Origin of the sequence: Geminicoccus sp., from assembly GCF_036263595.1 — a bacterium.
GTDB lineage: Bacteria > Pseudomonadota > Alphaproteobacteria > Geminicoccales > Geminicoccaceae > Geminicoccus.
Map to the genome: position 1 here is coordinate 1 of NZ_DATAGQ010000038.1, position 17,191 is coordinate 17,191.

The window sequence follows — 17,191 nt, forward strand, 5'->3', positions numbered from 1 at the left end:
GCTTGGACGCCCACCTCGGCCAGCTGGGCCTGGATGATCTCGCCGCCGCGCCGGGCGTAGCTGGGTGGGGGCAGCTTGATCGTGAGCTCCAGGTCGCTGGCCCCCGCTTCGGCCAGGAGCTTCTTCGCCAGCTCGGGGTCGTAGGCGGACCTGGCGGTAAGGTCGACGTAAGCTGGATGGCTTGGGCTGAAATGGGAGCCGATCGGCGAGCCGTAGCCGGTCATGGCCCCATCGATCAGGGCTTGGCGGTCGATCGCATGGCCCAGCGCTTGGCGGACGCGTAGATCGTCGAGAGGTTTTGCGGCATTGTTGATCGCGAGGATCGTCTCGCCTTCCGTTGTGCCGATCACGACCTTGAAGCGCGGGTCGCTCTCGAACTGGACCAGGGCTTCAGGTGCGGGAAAATTGGGAAAGGCGTCGACGTCCTCGGCCATGAGCGCAGCGGTTGCGGCGGCCGGGTCGGCGATGAAGCGGAAGGTCACCTCGGCCAAGGGGACATCCGCGCCCGGCCGTCTGGTCAGAACGACCCGGTCGCCCTGGCGCCACTCGGCGAACTGGAAGGGACCAGTGCCGATCGGCTTGGTCTTGTTGCCGGTGGCACTCTCCGGCGCCACGACCACCGCGTCTCCCCAGGCGAGGTTCCAGGTGAACAGGCCGGTCGGCCGCTTCAGCTTGATCACGACGGTCATTGGATCCGGTACCGTGATCGCTTCGATCGGCTCGAACAATCCTTTCTGGGCGTTGACGCTGTCAGCCGCCATCGCCCGTTCGAACGAGAACTTCACGTCGGCACCGTCGAACGTGGTGCCATCGTGGAAGGTGACACCCTGCTTCAGATGAAAGGTGTAGATGAGGCCGTCGGCCGAGACCTCCCATGAGGTCGCGAGCTGCGGCTGGACGGTCCCGTCCGCGGCGATCCGGGTAAGCCCCTCGAAGACGTTGGCATAGACAATCTCGTCGATCGCGGCAGCTGCACCCGCGGTCGGGTCGAGGTGAGGGGGCTCCAGCACGGCCCCCACCGTCACGTCATGCCGGGCATGGGCAGCGCCGATGCCGGCGAAAAGGGTGATCCCCACACCCCAGAGGAGATCCCGCAGCTTCATCCAGATCCTCCAGCGACCGCCCGTTCCCGCCAGGACGGCGTCGATCCATGACCATCGGCAGCGAGGATGCCCCGCGCGACGGCACGAGCTGTGCAGTCGGCAGCCAGCGCGCCCAGCCGGGTCAGCAACGCCGGCGTCACCTCCAGCGTCTGCCGTCCCGTGGCAAGGGCGAACATCGTATCACCGTCCCACGGCGTGTGGATCGGCCGGATCGCGACCGCAAGCCCGTCATGCGCCATGACCGCCATCCGCTTGGCCTGGACCTTCATCAGTGGCGCATCGGTAGCGACCACGCCGATGGTCGTGTTGGCGCCTGCGGCTGCCGTGCGCTTGATGCGCAGCTCGAGCGGAATGGGGCCCGATGGAACGGCTTGGCCTCCCATCTCCCCTTCCTGCTCGAGATACCAGGCGAGTAGGGTGCGGCCATCCGGAAAGCCCGGCTCGCCAACGGAATTCACGGCGACCAGCGCCGCCACCGTGCAGCCGCTGACCGGGCAGACGGCAGACGCGCTGCCGAGGCCGCCGGCCACCGACCCGGCGCGTGCCCCAGCACCTGCACCCGTCGATCCAAGCACCAGCGCCGACCCGGCGGCTGCGACAGCTTCGAGGGCCAGGCGGCGATAGGGCGGCTCCTCCTCCCAGTCCTTGACGCCGCCGTTGCCGAGGTCGAACAGAATGGCGGCCGGCACGATCGGGACCACCGCATCGGCCACGCGGAACCCGATCCCCCTTGCCGCCAGCCGGTTGCGCACGGCTCCGGCCCCGTCCAGGCCGAACGCGGAACCGCCGGACAGGACGACGGCATGTACCTCGTTCACCGTGTTCAGCGGATCGAGCACCTCGGTCTCGCAGGTGCCGGGCGCGCCGCCACGCACGTCCACGGCACCGACCACAGGCTGCTCCGGCAGGACAACCGTGACCCCCGTCCGCACCCGCCGGTCCTCTGCGTTGCCCACTTGGATCCCGGCCACGTCGAGAATGCTGTTCCAGCGACCGGGACGAACGTTCAACGGGATGCTCCGATCATCAAACCCGCTTGCCTGAAGGCAAGCGGGCTTCCCTCGGCTGAAGCTAGCAGCCCATCGGACAGACTGCACGGGGCTTGCCTCAACCGTCGTGCCACGGCACCTGAACCGACAGGCAGGGGAGAAGAGGCGATGAGCACGCGCAGCGGAGGCAGGATCCTGATCGACCAGCTGGCGATCCAGGGCGTGGACACGATCTTCGGCGTGCCCGGCGAGAGCTACCTGGAAGCGTTGGACGCCCTGGTCGACAGTCCGATCCGGTTCGTCACCTGCCGTCAGGAGGGCGGGGCAGCCATGGCGGCGGAGGCCTATGGCAAGCTCACCGGACGTGCCGGCGTCTGCTTCGTCACCCGGGCTCCTGGCGCCACCAACGCATCCTCGGGCGTGCACGTCGCCCAGCAGGACAGTACGCCGCTGATCCTGCTGGTGGGCCAGATCGAGCGTTCCGCCCGCTACCGCGATGCCTTTCAGGAGGTCGACTACCAGCAGCTGTTCGGCGGCATGGCGAAGCTGGTGCTGGAAATCGACGACGCCGCGCGCCTGCCCGAGCACGTGCACCGCGCCTTCCGAACCGCCATGTCCGGGCGGCCGGGCCCGGTCGTGCTGGTGCTGCCGGAGGACATGCTGACCGACAAGGTCGAAGCCAGTGACGGCATCAGGGTCGAGCCCGTTGCCCATCACCCCGATCCGGCCGCGCTGGACCGGCTGAACGAACTTCTGGCCAAGGCGGAGCGGCCTCTCGTGATCCTGGGCGGTTCCGGCTGGACCCCCGATGGACGTGCCGCCCTGGAGAGCTGGATCGATGGCAACGACCTGCCGGCCGCCTGCAGCTTCCGCCGCCAGTCCCTGTTCGACAACCTCCATCGCTGCTGGGCTGGTGCGGTCGGCCTGGGGCCGGACCCCAAGCTCGCCGAGCGGGTCAAGGCCGCCGACCTGCTGATCGCTTTCGGCTCGCGGCTCTCGGAAACGGCGACCGCGGGCTACACGCTGCTGGGTCTGCCGCGGATGGCTGCCACCTTCGTGCAGATCCACCCGGATCCGGCTGAGCTTGGTAGGGTCTACCAGCCGGACCTCGCGATCTGCGCCGACCTGTCTGCGACTGCGCAGGCGCTTGCTGCCCGCGAGCCCATTCTCAGCCGGCCCTGGACCTCCGAGGCCGAGACGCTGCATGCGCGCTATCTGGCATTCTCCGAGCCGGTTGAGGCGCCGGGCGAGCTGAACATGTCGCGCGTTGTCCAGCACCTCCAGCACCGCCTCCCGGAAGACACCATCATCACCAACGGCGCCGGCAATTTCGCCATCTGGGTGCAGCGCTTCTGGCGCTACCGGACAGCCGGCAGCCAGCTCTCGCCGACGTCCGGCTCCATGGGATATGGCCTGCCAGCCGCCGTGGCCGCCGCGATCGCGGCGCCGTCTCGCACGGTCGTGGCGTTCGCCGGCGACGGCGACTTCATGATGACCTGCCAGGAACTGTCCACCGCGGTGCAGGCGCAGGCGAGGCTGCTGGTGCTCGTGGTCGACAACGGCATGTACGGCACGATCCGGATGCATCAGGAGCGGGAGCATCCTGGCCGCGAATCAGCGACGGCACTGAAGAACCCGGACTTTGCCGCCATGGCCCGCGCGATGGGCGCCCATGGCGCCACGGTGCGCACGACGGACGCCTTCGCCGCGGCTCTGGACGAGGCGCTGGCGCAGGGCGGTCCCGCCCTACTGCACCTGATCCAGGATCCCGAGGCGATCACACCTGTCAGGACGCTGACGAAGATCCGCGAGGAGGCTAGGGCGGCCGGGCGCTGATCGACGCGGCTAGACCATCGAAAGGTACCACTCGTACTCCGTCGGCGTGATCCGCATCACGAAGCGCTCACGCTCCACGTCCCGGCAGGTCGCATAGACCCGGCAGAACTCCGCGCCGAAATAGTCGTGGAGCGGGGACTTGGTCTCGAAGGCCTCGATCGAGTCTTCCCAGGTGATCGGGATCGAGGACGGGACCTGCTCGTAGGCGTTGCCCACGATCGGCTTGCCTGGATCACCTCCGTTGAGGAGGCCATCCAGCATGCCGGCCAGAACGGCCGCCAGAACCAGGTAAGGGTTGGCGTCGGCACCGGCTACGCGATGCTCGATCCGGCGCGCCTTCGGTGAGCCGGCGGGGATGCGGAAAGCGACGGTCCGGTTGTTCCAGCCCCAGGTCGGCGTGGTGGGGGCGTAGGAGAGCAGACGGAAGCGCCGGTAGCTGTTGGCGTTCGGGGCCAGCGCCAGCATGGAGGGCGCGAGTAGGCGCTGCATGCCGGCCACGCACCGCTTCATGGTGGCTTCGCCGTCCTCGACTTCGCTGAAGACGTTGCGCCCCTCCTTGTCCAGGAGGCTGACATGGACGTGGAAGCCGGAGCCGGCGGTCTCCGGGAACGGCTTGGCCATGAACGTCGCACGGTGACCTGATGCCAGGGCGGCCGCCTTGATCAGCCGCTTGAACATGATCCCTTCGTCGGCGACGTGAACCATGTCGGTGCCATGGCCCAGGTTCACCTCGAACTGGCCGGGCGCGTACTCGGAGACCACACCCTTGTAGGGAAGCTCCTGCAGATCGCACCATTGCTCGACCCGCTCGAAGAACGCGCCGAAATCATCGAGCGTCTCGTGCGTCCAGACCTCGCCTTCTCGCGCATGACGGCCGAAGCGCTCGAGATGCGGCAGGACAGCAAAGCCGTCACGGTTCGGGGTCTTGTCGACAAGGTAGAACTCGAACTCGAGGGCGGCGCAGGGGGTGAGCCCCAGGGCCTCGAACTGTCTGGCAACCTTGGCCAGCACGGTACGCGGGCTGTAGGGGAAAGGGCTGCCGTCATGGTCGGTTAGTTCGCCTACGACCTGGCAGGACGCGTTCCTCCAGGGCACCACGCGCAGGGTCTTAGGCTCCAGATAAAGCGGCCGGTCGGCGTCGCCTTCCTCCCAAACGAGACCGGAGCGGTCGACGTTCGAGCCGGTCGTATCCAGGCTGTAGAGCGAACTCGTGAAAATGGAGCTGCCCCCGAAACCGGAGATCAGGTCCGCCTTGGGGATCCGCTTGCCGCGGGGAACGCCGACCAGGTCGGGCAGGAGCAGGTCGGCATGTTCGACCAGAGGATGTTCATCGAAGAAAGTATGAATGAGCGGGTTCATGATATGAAACGGCCGACGTCGGTTTCCCGGCGCCGGCCTCTCTCCCAGCTAATGGGTAGGATCGGCGTCAGGCGTGTCTGGACCAGAAAGCCCGAACCCGCCCGAGCACGACCTTAGATGCTCTCGTGTACCCACTCCACCAGCTTAGACTTCGGCATGGCGCCGACGCGGGTGGCGGCCAACTCGCCATTCTTGAAGATCATCAGCGTCGGAATGCCACGGACACCGTACTTGGTGGGGGTCAGCGGATTCTCGTCGATGTTGACCTTCACGACCTGGATCTTCTCGCCCAGCTCGTTCTGCAGATCTTCCAGGTGTGGCGCGATCATGCGGCACGGCCCGCACCATTCTGCCCAGAAGTCGACCAGAACCGGCGTCTGTGCCTTCAGCACATCCGTGTCGAAGGCGACGTCGGTAGTCTTTTGCACGCCCATGATCGATGCCTCGCGATGGCGGCCCGACAGGGGCCGCATCTTGTTACCTCAAGTAGGTATCGCCTTGCCGCGACGTCAAGCTGGCAGCCGCTTCATGGCAGGTTCCCAGGGATGAGGGGCTGCGCTGGCACCGGGACATGCGCAGCCAGCAAGTCCGAGGGAATCCGTACCACCGAGAGCGTGTCGGTCCAGACCAGCGAAGCATGGATCGCGCGTGCGGGGAAACGCTGCTCCAAGAGTGCCTTGTAGGCGGCCAGCTGGCGGAGATAGGCGACCGGCGTCTGCTCAGGTTCGGCCGGTGGCAGCCGGGTGGTCTTGTAGTCGACGAGATGGATCGCGTCGGGAAACACGGCCAGCCGGTCGATCTGTCCGTTCACCGGCACGCCACCGATCGAGCCGACGATCGCCTGCTCGGCACGCGCCTGCGGCCCGAACAGCGGCTGGAGGTCCGGGTGATCCAGCACGGCGGCGACCTCCGCAGCAAGGCGCAACTGCAGCTCGGGCTCGAGGTCAGTCGCGAAGCGGCGCAGGTACCTGCTCGTGGCGGCCTGGCGTTCCGTCCGCGGCAGGTCCGGCAGGAATTGGAGCAGGCGGTGGGCGTGCAGCCCGTAGGCCCGGCCAACGCCGAGCGCTCCTTGGACCGGCGGATCGTCCCCGCCTGCGCGGGATGGTGCCAGGCTCCGGACCGTAGGCAGCTCTTCGCCGGCAGGCTTGCGAAACCAATCAGGTTCGTCGGCCGTGGACGGCCTCGTCGCTGGCGGATCCGGCTGGCGCTTCGCCGCGACCACTGATCCTCGCTGCCAGACCAGGACCTCGCCGCCTAACACATGGCCACCTGCGTCGACGATCCGCTGCACCTCGCCCATCAGGTCGAAGGCGGCACGTACGCGGGCATGCCAGCAAGGTTCGCGCTTGTCGCTCTGCTCGCCCCAGCCAGCTAGGTAGAGCCGGTCCCGCGCGCGGGTGAGCGCCACGTAGAACAGGCGCCGGTTCTCTGCTTCCTCGCGCTCGGCCTCCGCCTGGACCAGTCGCTCGACCAATGGCGGCCGGTTGCCCTTGCTGCCGCGCAGGAACACCAGGCCCGTCTCCGGGTCCTTGATCAGGTTGCTGTGCCGGGCACCCTGGTTGGGGCCGGCATCCGCGAGGATGACGACCGGGGCCTCCAGGCCCTTCGAGCCATGCACCGTCAGGACGCGCACCTCATCGCGCGCGCTCTCCGGGTCACGCTTCAGCTGCGCGTCCGAGGCAGCCAACCAGTGGAGGAAGCCGGACAGGGAAGCCGGATGGCCGCGCTCATAGGACAGGCACTCGCCGAGGAATGCCTCAAGCGGCTCGACGACCTCTCGGCCCATCCGCTCGACGAACCGGGCGCGCGCCCCGCTGGTGCCCAGCACATGGCAGAACAGCTCGTAAGGCGGCATGAAGTCGGCACGGCGGATCCATTCCCGCATCCGTTCATAGGCCTGGACGAACGGCTCGGTGCCGCCTTCCGCCATCTCGCGCAGCCGTTCCATGAGGCTGGTCCGGCCCCGGTCGTGCGCCAGGAGGAAGAGGTCGTCCTCGCCAAGCTCGATCAGCGGGCTCTTCAGGACGCAGGCGAGCGACAGGTCGTCCTCCGGCAGGACCAGCACGGCACCCAGCGCCAGCAGGTCACGCACCGCCAGATGCTCGACCAGCGTGAAACGGTCGGCACCGGCGACCGGCACGCCTCGACGCTTGAGCGCCCGGATGATCAGGTCCTGGATCCGTCCTCGCTTGCGAACCAGCACCAGGAAGTCCTGCGCACGCATCGAGTGACCATGCGAACCAGCGCCGTTGATTTCGTGCAGGATGAAGTCCGCGATGGCCGACGCCACCTTCTGCTGCCCGGTCTCGACGATGTCCGGCCGCGTCCCCGGCTGCCAGGGATCATAGCTGGTCTTGTCCTCGCCGGGCGCCAGCGGCCAGAGGCCAACCATGCCAGGCAGCCCGGTGCGGCTGGTCGCATGGCGCATCGTCATGCCGTCGGCCAGCACACCCGCCCGCGCGTCCGGTGCTGCAAAGACCTGGTCGACCACCTCCAGCACCGCCTCGCAGGAGCGGAACGAGGTGTCCAGCAGCACGGTCCGGATCGGCCGGCCGGCGCCAGCGGCCTTGGCCTCAAGCCTTGCCCGGACATCCTGCAGCGAGGTCAGGTCCGCCCCCTGGAACCCGTAGATCGACTGTTTCTCGTCGCCCACCACGAACAGGGTCCGGTGCCGGCCCCCGGCGGACTCGCCGGTGAAGAAGTCCTCGACCAGTCGCTCGATGATCGCCCACTGGGCAGGGCTGGTATCCTGCGCCTCGTCGACGAGTACATGGTCGATCCGCGCATCCAGCTTGTAGAGCACCCAGTCCCGCACCGACGCATCGCTCAGCAGGCGACCGGCCAGCGAGATCAGGTCGTCATAGTCGAGTTCGCCCTCGAACGCCTTCTGCGTCTCGGCATGAGCGATGGCGAAGAAGCCTGCGGCCAGCAGGGCACCGGTCACCTCCGCACATTCCGCCGCGACCAGGGCCTGGTGCACGCCGTGGACGCGCGCCTGCTCGGCCAGGCAGAATTCGGCCATCTCCGCGTCCGCCTTCTTCATGGCGGCTGTGAGCATGTCCTTGAACGGGCCGCCCTTGTCGTTGGTCCAGGCGCGCACGTAGTCCGGCCAGCCGGCCGCCCTTGCGCCCGCATCTGCGGCATCGAGCCAGGCCCTCATCCGCTCGGCGCGCGCCAGATAGTTCTTGCTGCCACCGCTCAGCAGGGTGTGGAGTCTGGCGAGGCGTTCGCGATCGACAGCGTGATCGGCGCAGAAGTCGGTCAGTAGCTCGGTCCTGCCGCGCAGGACACCCAGCGCCTCGCTGATCTTGCGCGCGAACGAGGAGAAGTCGCCGTCCGGACCCGCCGCATCGAGAAGGTGACGGCGCAGGCGGAGGATCTCCGAGATGGCATCGTCAATGGTCTGGTCGGCGAAGCGTTCGGCGAGCTTGCCGACCGCCAGGGCCATCGGCGACCCTTCCACCGTCGCCGCCTCGAACAACGCAGCTTTCGCTGCCGCCAGACGCTCGGCCGCGGTTCGCTCGTCGATGACGGAGAAGTGCGGCGAGACGCCGGCCTCCAGCGGAAAGCGGCGCAGCAGCGAGGAGGCCAGGCTGTGGATGGTGGAGATCGAGAGACCGGTCGGCAGGTCGAGCACGCGGTCGAACATGCGCCGGGCGCTGGCTGCCTCGTCCGCACTGGCTGGCCGGCCGAGAAGCCCTGCCAGGTCGGCCGCCAGGTCCGGCTCGCTCGCCGCCGACCAGCCGGCAAGCCGCGCCTCGATGCGCTCCACCATCTCGGCGGCCGCAGCCTTGGTGAAGGTCAGGCCCAAGATCGCCTCGGGCGCATTGCCGGCGAGCAGAAGCCGCAGGACCCGGTCGGCCAGAACCCGGGTCTTGCCGGTGCCGGCGTTCGCGGTCACCCAGACCGAGCAGGTCGGATCGGCAGCGGCACGCTGGGCCTCGGTCGGGGGCGGCAGGCGCCAGCTCAAAGGAGGCTCTCCGGCTCGGCCAGTCGCTCCGCCTCCGCCGTCCACTCCGCCACTCGCGAGAGATGGTCATAGCCGTCCTGGCGGCGGGCAACCTCGGTCTTGGCGACGGCCGCATAGGCGTGGCGCGGATCGTCATACCAGGCGAGGAGGCGGACGATGCCTTCTTCCAGCCGGTCCAGGTGCTCGCTCAGAGCCTCGTTCAGCGTGGTGTGGAAGCTGCCGCGTCCGGACAGGCACCAGAGCGCCAGCTCGGCCACCTCGCTATTCGCAAGGCTGCCGAACCGGCCATTGCGAGCGATCAGGCCCTCGATCAGGATCTGCGGGCGCCGCAGCTCGGCCACGTCCTTCTCGCTCGGAATGTTGCCGGTCTTGTAGTCGACGATCACGACCTGCCCGTCCGGACGGCGCTCCAGCCGGTCCGCCTTGGCCTTCAGCGCGATCCTGCGGCCTTCCAGCACGATCTCCCAGACACCCGACCGCTCGGCCAGCACATGGATCCCGTCGCACCGGCGGGCCAGCTCCGCCTGCACGACCTGCTCGGCCGCTCTCAGGAATCGCGGCCACCAGAGCGCGGTGACCTGCGGGTAGTGGGCCAGGCGCGCAAACGCCGCGCGGCCATGGTCGGTGAGCGCGTGGAGCGGGCTCGTCGGCAGGAGGTCAGGATGGGCACGGACGAACGCCTCCATGGCATCGTGGACTGCCGTCCCGCGTTCGGCGGCGCCAGCCTGCGCATCGACAGGCTCAAGCTCGCGCAGGTTCAGGATCTTGCGGGCATAGAACAGGTAGGGATCGTCCAGCAGGGTCTCGACCTCGGTCGCCCAGATCTCCGTGGGACGGGCAGAACGCCGCGGCTGCGGGCGCGGTCGCTCGATCCGCCGCCGGGCCGGGTGACCGGCATCGAGCCGCTCGATCAAGGCGGCGCGGCCGTCACCGGCAAGGACGTCCCGCAACAGTCCCGCACCATGTAGTGCCGCCTCCAGCCGTACCAGGAAGCGGGACGGGGTAGTCGGGCCACCTTCGGGGTCGCGGCGGGAGCGCATCAGGACCAGCTCGTCCGCGGCGAACTGGCCTAGCAGGTCGTGGCCGGCTGCACCGATCTTGGCGTCGATTGGCGGCAGGCCAAGCGTCTGCCGCATCGATCGGTTCAGCCAGGGGCCGGTGTCGCTGTCTTCCGGCCACGCACCTTCGTCCAGCCCCGCCACGACGATCCGGTCGGCGTGCAGCAGCCGGGCTTCAAAGCGGCCACGGATGGCGATCCTCGGGTGTCGGGGCCGCTTGGGCCGGACCGGGATGTCGGCCATCAGGACAGCCAGGAGCGCCGGCCATGCCGAGGGAGGAATGGGTCCCTCATCCACCAGAGCCTGCCGAAGACGCGGCAGGAAGCTGGCCATTTCGGCACCTGCCTCCCGGGCGAAGAAGTCGGCATCGATGCCTTCCTCGTCGGTGGAGAGCCAGCGCACGAGGTCCAGGTGATGCTGCAGGATATCCGACGGCCGGACCGCGTCTTTCCCATGCAGCAGTGCTACCAGCGGAGCGGCTGCGGCCGCGAATGCCCGAAACCAGGTAGCCAGTTCCTCAGGCGCCACCGGCGCCGCCCAGCGCGGCTTTTCCGCCGCGCGCAGCATAGAGAGAATGCCGTCCAGGCCCCCGGCCGGCCGCGGCCCGCGCAGCACGCCACGCTCCAGGGCCCGGACCATCCGCCGGAACGTGCCCTGGTCCTGATGGCCGCGCACCAGCGGATGCTTCAACAGGGCCAGCAGCCCGGCGGGCGGGAACCCGTCGACAGCTGCATGGGCGACGAGCAGGAGCAGGCTCCCGGGGGGTGTCTGGTCCAGCGGCGTGCCTGCACTGTCGTCGACCGTGATGCCGTAGCGGGACAGTTCGATCGCGACCCTGCGGGCGAAGTTGCGATCGGTGGTGACCAGTGCTGCCGTTCGGTCCGGCACTTCCATCGTCTCGCGCAGGTGCAAGGCCGCGGACACGGCCGCGCTTGCCGGCTCGCGCCACACCTCGACGCTCAGGCCCTGCACGGCGGCGGCGGGGATCTCCTCGCTGCCGGCAGGCAGAACTTCTCCGATCCGCCGGGCAAGACGCTCCCGCGGGGACGGCCGTCCGGCGCCATGCCACAGCCGTACATCCTCCGGGGCCGCATCGATGCGCTGCAGCAGCACGTTCAGCGGCGAGAGCGGATGGGTCGACGACCAGGTACCGGACGCATCGGCATCGAAGCCCTGCAGGACGAGATGCCCATTCGGCAGCGACTTCACGACCTTCATGAGCCTGGCGACGGCAGGGATCGAGCCGGTCACCCCGGCGATCACCACCGGATGCGACGGGGGCTGCATGATCCAGGTCTCTGCACGCGCATCGAGTAGCATGCGCCGGCGCTGGGCCGGGTCCACCCGATCCTCGTCCGCCAGGACCGCGGGCCAGGTCGTATCGACGATCTTGAGGAAGGCCAGGGTGCGCTGCCAATGCTCGGCCAGCTCGGCCGGGACCAACTGGTCGAGGCGGCTGGTCCCGACCTCCTCGGTCTGCATCTCGTCGAGGAAGCGCGCGAGATCCCCGGCAAGCCGCATCGAGCGGTCGACATTCGGGGCACCGCCCGACGCGGTTTCAACGGCCCGCACCAGGCGCGCCAGCAGGAGGCGTCGCCGGATCGGGTCGATCGCGGGCGGGACGTCGAGGGCGCTGACCGGGTCGAGGAGCAGCGCGTCCTCCTCGACCTCGCCGATCGGCTGGATCCGGGGGCAGAGCCTGGTCGAACCGTCGGCCGGGCGCATGGCTTCGCGCAGCGCCAGCACGGCACGGCGCGACGGCAGGAGGATCAGCGTCTCCTCCAGCTGCTCGCCGAACATCTCGTCGAGGCCGCGGACAAGGGCAGGGAGGAACGGAACGGTGAACGGGATCGACCAGAGGCTCATGCGAGCGTCAGCTACCGAATCCGTGCTCCGCATGCCAGTGCCGGATCGCCTCCAGCGACGGATGACCGAGGGCCTGTGCCAGCTGTTGCTGCACCCGTGGCAGCAGCGGCAGGTAGCCAGGCTTGCCGTCCCGCTTGGCCAGCCGGCGGAACAGACCCAGGATCTTCGTGGTGCGCTGGGCCGACATCACGGCGCAGGCTGCCGAAAAGGCGAGCGGGTCGAGGTCCTGCCGCGCCCGAAGGTACCGATCGCTGGCGCAGGCGATCGTCGCCTCCTCGACGTCGCGCCGCGCGTCCACCAGCAACGATACCAGGTCATAGGCCGCTGGCCCGATCCGGGCACCCTGGAAGTCGATCACGGCGAAGCGGTCGCCGGCCTTGATCAGGTTCAGCGCATGGAAGTCCCGGTGGACCACGACGTCGACACCCGTCTGCGCGACCGGCAGCACATGCCGCCACCGGTCCACCAGATCCTGGCGGACCGGCAACGGCAGCGATTGGGCCGCCCAATCGACGAAGATTCCGATCTCGAAGAGGAAAAAAGTGTCGTCGTAGGGTGGCAGGAAGTCCGGAAGAGGTGCTGCCTGCAGGCGGACCAGTTCGTCGACTGCCTTGCCATAGTGCTGTGACTCGCAGAGCGGTTCCCGGCTGCACAGGCTGGCCAGGAGGTCGTCGCCGAGATCCTGGACCAACAGAAAGCCTTCGGCCTCGTCGACGGCGAGGATGGTCGGTGCCAGCAAGCCGTTCGCCGACAGCCAGCGTGCCATCCGCACGAACAACGGCGTATCCTCGGGCGGTGGCGCATCGACCAGCAGGGCAGGGGCAGGCCCGCCATGAAGACGCTCATAGCGCCTGCCCGACGCATCGCCGCTCAACGGATGTCGCTTGGCATCGGCCCAAGGCGTGGAGCGAAGGAACCGCAACAACAGCTCGGCACGAGTCACGGACATAGGGCCTCCAGCCGAGCTGTCCAGGATGCCGGTGCCGCCACTTGCAGGATCCGCGCGTCGGGCGCCGCGCCTTCGGCCAGCGACAGCATGAGTGGCTCGGCCGGCAGAAGATCATCTGCCCGCTCGGGCCATTCCACCAGGAGGGCTCCCTGCCGCGTGACCTCGTCCAGGCCCAGGGCGAGAACCTCGCCCGCGCTGGCCAGCCGGTACAGATCTGCATGGCCCAGCAGAAGGCCCGGCAGTTCGTAGAGCTGGAGGAGCGTGAAGGTCGGCGAGGGGACGTCCAGATCGAGACCAGCCCGCGCCCGGATGGTGGCCCGGGCGAACTCGGATTTGCCGGCCCCGAGATCGCCCGAGAGGCCAACCACATCGCCGACCTGCAGGACCCTAGCCAGCCTCGCCGCGAACGCATGGGTCGCGGCGAGGCTCGGCAGGTCGAGGGTGAGCGTCCGGCTCAGTACCGGTAATGCTCCGGCTTGAACGGCCCGGCTTCCGTCACGCCGATATAGGCCGCTTGCTCGGTGGACAGCTTGGTCAGCTTCACGCCCAGCTTGTCGAGATGCAGCATCGCCACCTTCTCGTCCAGGTGCTTGGGCAGGGTGTAGACCTTCCTCTCGTACTTCTCGGCATTCTGCCAGAGTTCGATCTGGGCCAGGACCTGGTTGGTGAAGGAGGCGGACATGACGAAGGCCGGATGGCCCTTGGCGCAGCCCAGGTTGACGAGGCGGCCCTTGGCCAGGATGACGATCCGCTTGCCGTCGGGGAACTCGACCTCGTCGACCTGCGGCTTGACCTCCTCCCACTTGTAGTTCTGCAGCGCCGCGATCTGGATCTCGCTGTCGAAGTGGCCGATGTTGCAGACCACCGCTGAATCCTTCATCGCCCGCATGTGGTCGAGCGTGATGATGTCGATGTTGCCGGTCGCAGTGACGAAGATGTCCCCGATCGGTGCCGCCTCGTCCATCGTCAGGACCTGGTAGCCCTGCATCGCAGCCTGCAGCGCGCAGATCGGGTCGATCTCGGTGACAATGACGCGGGCGCCCTGCGAGCGCAGGCTTTCCGCCGAGCCCTTGCCGACATCGCCAAAGCCGGCGACCACGGCGACCTTGCCTGCCATCATCAGGCCGGTGGCGCGCTTGATGCCGTCGACCAGCGACTCGCGGCACCCGTAGAGGTTGTCGAACTTCGACTTGGTGACGCTGTCGTTCACGTTGATGGCTGGAACCATCAGCGTGCCGGCCTTGGCCATGTCGTAGAGGCGGTGCACCCCGGTCGTGGTCTCTTCGGAGATGCCACGCACGTTCTTCATCAGCTCAGGATAGTCCCGGTGCATCACGATGGTGAGGTCGCCACCGTCGTCCAGGATCATGTTGGGAGTCCAACCGTCCGGGCCCTTCACGGTCTGATGCAGGCACCAGTCATACTCTTCCTCGGTCTCGCCCTTCCAGGCGAACACCGGGATGCCCTGCGCCGCGATCGCGGCCGCGGCCTGATCTTGCGTCGAGAAGATATTGCAGGACGACCAGCGGATCGAAGCACCCAGATGCTTCAGCGTGCGGATCAGCACGGCCGTCTCGATGGTCATATGCAGGGAGCCGGCGATTCTCGCCCCCTCCAGCGGCTGGCTGTCGCCATACTCCGCACGGAGCGCCATCAGGCCGGGCATCTCCTTCTCGGCCAACAGGATCTCGCGCAGACCCCAGTCGGCGAGGCCGATGTCGGCGACCTTGTAGTCGGTGAACTGAGCCATGGTGTTCTTCGGTACGTCCGGTCTGGTAGCGGCGCCGGCCATCGACGATCCAATCGTCGGCATGATTCTGAGTGGGCCGGCAAGCGCGGCGATATAAAGCATATTGCATATCATTCGGCAAGTCGAGGCAGTTGAGTGATGCTCCCCGAGCGGCACAGCGCAAAGAATGTACATGCCCCTCTTGAATGGCACCGGCGGCGCCACTATCCAAGGAGAGCGGACCGGGCCCCTCTGGCGACACTGCTGTATAGCTTCGCTGTCGTGATGTCGGACCGCATCGGGTTAGCTCGATGCCGGGTCCAGATGTTTGCCGACCATAGGTCTCGAGCTGCCCTCGATGAGTCGAGAGGGAGCTTCAATGGACCAGTTCGTCACCTACCTCTTCCTTGGCCAGCCCATCTGGATGTGGCTGACCTTCATCTCGCTGGTCGTGGCCTTGCTGGCCTTCGACCTCGGCGTCCTGCATCGCGGCACCCGCGAGATCGGTGTGCGCGAAAGCCTGCTGCTGTCCTCGTTCTACATTGTGCTGGGCTTGGCCTTCGGCGGCTTTGTCTGGCTGCAGATGGGCAGCCAGGCCGGCGTCGAGTACCTGACGGGCTTCGTGATCGAGAAGAGTCTGGCGATGGACAACGTGTTCGTCATCGCCATGATCTTCGGCTACTTCGCCATCCCGCGAGCCTACCAGCATCGAGTCCTGTTCTGGGGCATTCTCGGCGTGATCGTTCTGCGCGCGCTGATGATCGGGGTGGGCGCCACCCTGGTGGCTGAGTTCTCCTGGGTGCTCTATCTCTTCGCCGTCTTCCTGATCGCGACCGGCATCAAGATGCTTTGGATGGGCGACAAGGAGACCGATCTGGAGCAGAATCCAGTGCTGAAGTTCTTCAGGCGACGCTTCGCGATCACCGAGGAACTGCACGGCGAGCGGTTCTTCGTGCGCCAGCCGCGGACGCCCGGCGGCAAGCCAGTCCTGTTCATGACGCCGCTGTTCCTGGCCCTGGTCCTGATCGAGATCGCTGACGTGATCTTTGCGGTGGACTCGGTGCCGGCGATCTTCGCGATCACGACCGATCCCTATATCGTCTACACGTCCAATATCTTCGCCATCCTGGGTCTGCGTGCAGTCTACTTCGCGCTGGCGGCGGTGCTGCATCGCTTTTCCTACCTGAAGCAGGCCCTGGCGGTGCTGCTGGTGTTCATCGGCTCCAAGATCTTCGTGGCGGACCTGTTCGGCTGGAGCAAGTTCCCGGCCGAGTGGTCGCTCGGGATCACCTTTGCCATCCTCGCGGCGGGTGTCGGGTATTCCTTATGGCGGACGCGCCCGTCACCGGATAGCGCCCTGGCCAGCCGCGGCAGCGCCTGATAGTCGCCACCATGGTCGAGCGGAGCCCGGCCCGGCTCCCTCGGCCCATCGTTGCCGGGTACATCGAGATCGACATGGACCAACTCATCCAGGGTTACCGCAAGTTCCGCCAGAACGTCTGGCCCGACGAACGCGCGCGCTATCAGGCGCTCGCCAAGATGGGACAGAGTCCCGACGCACTCGTGATATCCTGCTCCGATTCCCGCGTGGACCCGCAGAGCGTGTTCGGTGCGGTGCCGGGGCAGCTCTTCGTGGTGCGCAACGTGGCCGGCCTGGTACCACCCTACAGCCCCGATGGAAGACCCCGCGGCACGAGCGCGGCCCTGGAGTTCGGTGTCCGTGTTCTCAAGGTCCCCAAGGTGGTCGTTCTGGGTCACGCCCAGTGCGGTGGCGTGCGTGCGATGGTGGAAGGCGCACCGGCCGAGGCCCGCGATTTCGTCGAGCCGTGGATGAAGATCGCGCAGCCGGTCCTGGACCGTGGCAGGATGCAGCCGGGCTGTACGGACCCGCTCACGTACTATGAGATGGAGGTGCTGCGCCTGTCGCTCGCGCACCTGCGTACCTTTCCCTGGATCGAGGATGCCGTGCAGGCAGGACGCCTGGAACTGTGCGGCTTCCGGTTCGACATCCATACCGGGATTCTGGAGCAGATGAAGGACGACCGGCTTGTTCCCGTGGAGTAGCCAATCATCCACCTGCACATGATCCGCGACGGCCGATCATGTGCAGGTCGCGAGCCTGAAGCGGACAGGCTCAGGGCCTGCGGTCGAATTCGGCGAGGGCAGGGCGCCGCGACTTAAGGCTTCAAGTAGGGCGGATGCTTCCGGCAGCTGATCCTCCCCCGCTTCGGTGGACACTTCTGATACGCTCCAAGGGAGCGAGGAAGGTGATCTGATGGCGAAGACGAGGCGGGCGTTCACGCCCGGGTTCAAGCGGGGGCGGCAGGGCTGT

12 protein-coding genes are annotated in these 17,191 nt (G+C 67.5%); 3 read left to right on the top strand and 9 right to left on the bottom strand.

What is annotated here, in order from left to right; all coding sequences use genetic code 11:
- Both VHL31_RS02975 and VHL31_RS02980 read right to left on the bottom strand, forming a co-directional pair.
- Window positions 1–1,103, bottom strand: a 1,103-nt coding sequence (locus tag VHL31_RS02975) for an ABC transporter substrate-binding protein (RefSeq protein WP_329659717.1), incomplete at its 3' end; no start/stop codon positions are given.
- A complete protein-coding gene (locus VHL31_RS02980) occupies window positions 1,100–2,113 on the bottom strand; it encodes a P1 family peptidase (RefSeq protein WP_329659718.1) in 1,014 nt (337 codons plus the stop codon). The genes VHL31_RS02980 and VHL31_RS02975, both read right to left, overlap by 4 nt.
- Before the next feature lie 147 nt (window positions 2,114–2,260).
- On the opposite strand from VHL31_RS02980, the gene VHL31_RS02985 reads away from it, so the two are divergent.
- A complete protein-coding gene (locus tag VHL31_RS02985; protein WP_329659719.1) occupies window positions 2,261–3,928 on the top strand; it encodes a thiamine pyrophosphate-binding protein in 1,668 nt (555 codons plus the stop codon).
- A gap of 9 nt (window positions 3,929–3,937) precedes the next feature.
- On the opposite strand, the gene VHL31_RS02990 is transcribed toward VHL31_RS02985, so the two are convergent.
- The 7 genes from VHL31_RS02990 to ahcY form a co-directional block, all read right to left on the bottom strand.
- Window positions 3,938–5,287: a glutamine synthetase family protein gene (locus VHL31_RS02990; RefSeq protein ID WP_329659720.1), complete on the bottom strand. Its 1,350-nt coding sequence runs from the start codon at window positions 5,285–5,287 to the stop codon at window positions 3,938–3,940.
- Between the two features lie 113 nt (window positions 5,288–5,400).
- Window positions 5,401–5,721 carry a thioredoxin TrxA gene (trxA, locus tag VHL31_RS02995; protein ID WP_329659727.1) on the bottom strand — a complete coding sequence of 107 codons (321 nt, stop codon included), beginning with the start codon at window positions 5,719–5,721 and terminating at the stop codon, window positions 5,401–5,403.
- 92 nt (window positions 5,722–5,813) lie between these two features.
- On the bottom strand, window positions 5,814–9,257 hold the full coding sequence (gene addA, locus VHL31_RS03000; protein ID WP_329659721.1) for a double-strand break repair helicase AddA: 3,444 nt from the start codon (window positions 9,255–9,257) through the stop codon (window positions 5,814–5,816).
- On the bottom strand, window positions 9,254–12,181 hold the full coding sequence (addB, locus tag VHL31_RS03005) for a double-strand break repair protein AddB (protein ID WP_329659722.1): 2,928 nt from the start codon (window positions 12,179–12,181) through the stop codon (window positions 9,254–9,256). The genes addA and addB overlap by 4 nt, the downstream gene beginning before the upstream one ends.
- Before the next feature lie 7 nt (window positions 12,182–12,188).
- The gene (locus VHL31_RS03010) at window positions 12,189–13,130 is read right to left on the bottom strand and encodes an aminoglycoside phosphotransferase family protein (RefSeq protein ID WP_329659723.1); all 942 of its coding nucleotides are present in this window, start codon (window positions 13,128–13,130) and stop codon (window positions 12,189–12,191) included.
- Entirely contained in the window at window positions 13,121–13,588 is a 468-nt protein-coding gene (gene tsaE, locus VHL31_RS03015) for a tRNA (adenosine(37)-N6)-threonylcarbamoyltransferase complex ATPase subunit type 1 TsaE (protein ID WP_329659728.1), read from the bottom strand. Before tsaE ends, VHL31_RS03010 begins: the two co-directional genes overlap by 10 nt.
- A complete protein-coding gene (gene ahcY / locus VHL31_RS03020; RefSeq protein ID WP_349262346.1) occupies window positions 13,585–14,880 on the bottom strand; it encodes an adenosylhomocysteinase in 1,296 nt (431 codons plus the stop codon). Before ahcY ends, tsaE begins: the two co-directional genes overlap by 4 nt.
- Before the next feature lie 358 nt (window positions 14,881–15,238).
- Here ahcY and VHL31_RS03025 point away from each other — a divergent pair, with 358 nt between their 5' ends.
- Both VHL31_RS03025 and VHL31_RS03030 read left to right on the top strand, forming a co-directional pair.
- Window positions 15,239–16,240, top strand: coding sequence for a TerC family protein (locus VHL31_RS03025; protein WP_329659725.1), 1,002 nt, complete (start codon window positions 15,239–15,241; stop codon window positions 16,238–16,240).
- Window positions 16,241–16,314: 74 nt separating this feature from the next.
- Window positions 16,315–16,923, top strand: a complete 609-nt coding sequence (locus tag VHL31_RS03030) for a carbonic anhydrase (RefSeq protein ID WP_329659726.1) — start codon at window positions 16,315–16,317, stop codon at window positions 16,921–16,923.
- Window positions 16,924–17,191: the final 268 nt, after the last annotated feature.